This window comes from Acinetobacter sp. ANC_7634 (assembly GCF_056779875.1).
Window position 1 is genome coordinate 1 of sequence record NZ_JBWYIT010000025.1, and the last position, 1236, is coordinate 1236.

At 43.2% G+C, this 1236-nt stretch carries 1 protein-coding gene; it reads right to left on the bottom strand.

From position 1 onward, the window contains the following. Positions 1-1211: alkyl hydroperoxide reductase subunit F (gene ahpF, locus AC1M9A_RS14340; RefSeq protein ID WP_481610481.1), on the bottom strand; the 1211-nt coding region annotated here is incomplete at its 3' end. Positions 1212-1236: the final 25 nt, after the last annotated feature.

Below are 1236 nucleotides of genomic sequence, written 5' to 3' on the forward strand. Positions count from 1 at the left end.
GGCAAGCTGTTAAGTTTGTCTTGTAATACTTGGTCAGCACGCAGCTTAGTATCAAACTCAACTAAAGTGACATGTTCAACAATACCAGCCAAGTCAATTGCCGCTTCAACACCAGAGTTACCACCACCGATCACAGCCACACGTTTGCCTTTGAACAATGGACCATCACAATGTGGGCAGTACGCAACACCACGTGTTTTGTATTCTTGCTCACCTGGTACATTCATTTCTCTCCAACGTGCACCTGTAGACAGGATGACCGTTTTCGATTCAAGTTTTGCACCATTCTCTAAAGTCACTTCAACTAAACCGTTGGCAGTTTCATCCGCACCTTTGATGTCAGACACACGTTGTAAGTTCATGATGTCGACACCGTATTCACGAACATGTGCTTCCATTTCAGCTGCAAACTTAGGACCTTGCGTCTTTTGCACTGATGTAAAGTTTTCAATATCCATGGTGTCCATGACCTGACCACCCATGCGCTCAGCAACGATTCCTGTACGGATACCTTTACGAGCCGCATAGATTGCAGATGTGTTACCTGCAGGACCACCACCGATCACAAGCACGTCAAATGCATCTTTGGCATTGAGTTTTTCAGCATCTTTCGCTGCAGAGTTAGTATCGAGCTTCGCAACAATTTCTTCCAATGTCATACGACCTTGACCAATATGTTCGTTGTCTTGGAACACCATTGGGACAGCCATGATTTTGCGTTCTTCAACTTCGTCTTGGAAGAATGCACCATCAATCATGGTTGCAGTTGTGCCAGGGTTGTAGATTGCGATCAAGTTAAGTGCTTGAACCACATCTGGACAGTTATGACAGCTTAAAGATACGAATACGTCAAAGTCAGATTTGATTTCTAAAGCTTTGATGGATGCTAATACTTCATCAGATACTTTTGGTGCATAACCAGAAGTTTGTAGCAATGCCAAAATCAAAGAAGTGAACTCATGACCCATTGGTAAACCTGCGAAGAAGACACGCGGTTCTTCACCTGCTTTTGCAATACCAAAGCTCGGCGCACGTTTATGTTGACCATCAAAACGAGCTGTGACGAATGGAGAAAGTGCTGCCACTTCTTCCACAAGTTCTTTGATTTTTGCAGATTTGTCTGAATCATTTAAAGTCGCAACCAATTCGATTGGACCTTCAAGGCGTTCTAAAAGCGTTTTTAATTGAGCTGAAGTATTTTGATCTAACATTGCTAACGTCTCCAAAGGAGTAATA